Below are 1,690 nucleotides of genomic sequence, written 5' to 3'. Positions count from 1 at the left end.
GTATTTATCCCGATGAAGGGGATCTCCGCTATGGATTTCAACTTGAATGATGAAAAAAAAGGAGAGTTAATGAATCGTGGTCGTCAGTTTACTAGAGAATTCTTAAAGCATTGGACATATTAAAAAAGAAAAATCGGGCTCTTAAAAAGAAGCCCGATTTTTCTTTTTATTCTTTTTCCCTTCGATGACGGTTAAGTGACTATCTGATTTCTTTCTCACTTTTATTTTTTTAGACGATTTTGCTGCAGAGAAGCTAGCCACATTATCCTTTTTCGATGTTCGGTTCTTTAGCCTTTTTTTCGATTGGCGTGCAGCCTTTCGAAATGCCTGTTGCTCTTTTTTTACTGGTTTTCCCTTTGTTAATCCGGTATAAATCATATAAATAATCCCTGCGACAATGGCAATTATAAGAATGTTTCTAAAAAAGCCAATCGGGTCATTAAACAGTCGGCTCATTAGTCCGAGGACTCCGAGGGCGATGATTCCGTATATCATGAATGATATGAAACGTTTCAACAAAGCCACCTCCTTAAGAGCATCATAAGCATTTATAGCTTATTTTAAACATTATTCATGTAAAATATTTGAAAAAATGAAGATTATTCTCTTTGTTTAGTATATGATTTTTCATAATCATATTGTGATAGATGTTTTACACAATAACATCCGTTTCTAAACCTTCTTCCGTCCTTTTTTCCAACCTTAACAGTTCATGAAAGGAAGCCAATGCGACTTCGACCTGATCGTCGGAAGGAGCTTTTGTAGTCAATAATTGAAGCCAAAGACCAGGATAACCAAGGTAACGCAGAACTGGAATATCTCTCACTTTGTTTGTCAACTGCAATACCTCGAAGGAAATGCCGAGCACGACGGGAATAAGTAACACTCGATCCACGACACGTAGCCATAAAGGGTCGATTGGGACGAGCATATAGACAAACATACCAACAATGACAGTAAATAAAATAAAGCTGCTGCCGCAACGATAATGAAGCCGTGAACTTGCCTGCACATTGGAGACAGTCAATTCTTTCCCGCTTTCAAAACAATTAATCACTTTATGCTCTGCACCGTGATATTGAAAGACTCGCTTGATTAATGGTGTCATGGATACTAGGTAAATGTAAATGAGCAGTAATATCAACTTAAACAAGCTTTCCATTAAAACCTGAGCCATATGACTAGGGAAAATAGGTCTTGTCAATTCTGCAAGAAAGACTGGAATCAGTGTAAACAGCAATTTACCAAATAAGAAGGAGAGTACCCCGATTACGGCAACTCCAAGCCATACACTTAGTTTTGAAGATTCCTTTGTTTCTGTTTTCTTTTCTTCTATCTTTTCCCCGCCTTCTTCTTCATACTGCTCTGTGGAAAAGTTTAGATGTTTCGATCCGGTAGCGCTCGACTGAATCAGTGAGACAATTCCCCGTAAAAACGGTATTTTTTTTAAGCGATTGACAGCAGGCTTTGATTCACGCGGTATATGATAATACACAATCGTTGAATCTTTGCGGCGGACAGCAGTGACTGTATGGTGTTTGCCGCCAAACATGACGCCTTCCACTACAGCCTGCCCTCCATAAACGGGTTTTTGAACCTCAGACATTTCTACACCAACCTAATAGTTATTCACGTAGCTCTCTCATGGGTGCTATCATGTTTATTATCAAKTATTCACAAGGTATAAGAC

Annotated in this window: 2 protein-coding genes; both read right to left on the bottom strand. The window is 38.5% G+C overall.

The window, feature by feature from the left end; all coding sequences use genetic code 11:
* Positions 1-141: 141 nt before the first annotated feature.
* On the bottom strand, positions 142-516 hold the full coding sequence (locus AC1DUW_RS27885) for an SA1362 family protein (protein ID WP_053346927.1): 375 nt from the start codon (positions 514-516) through the stop codon (positions 142-144).
* A gap of 136 nt (positions 517-652) precedes the next feature.
* Positions 653-1,606: a DUF1385 domain-containing protein gene (locus AC1DUW_RS27880; protein ID WP_053346926.1), complete on the bottom strand. Its 954-nt coding sequence runs from the start codon at positions 1,604-1,606 to the stop codon at positions 653-655.
* Positions 1,607-1,690 lie beyond the last annotated feature (84 nt).

The sequence above is a fragment of the Peribacillus sp. P4_C12 genome, assembly GCF_056402095.1.
Note: the sequence above shows the minus strand (reverse complement) of the source record. Positions and strands in the feature narration are given on the sequence as shown.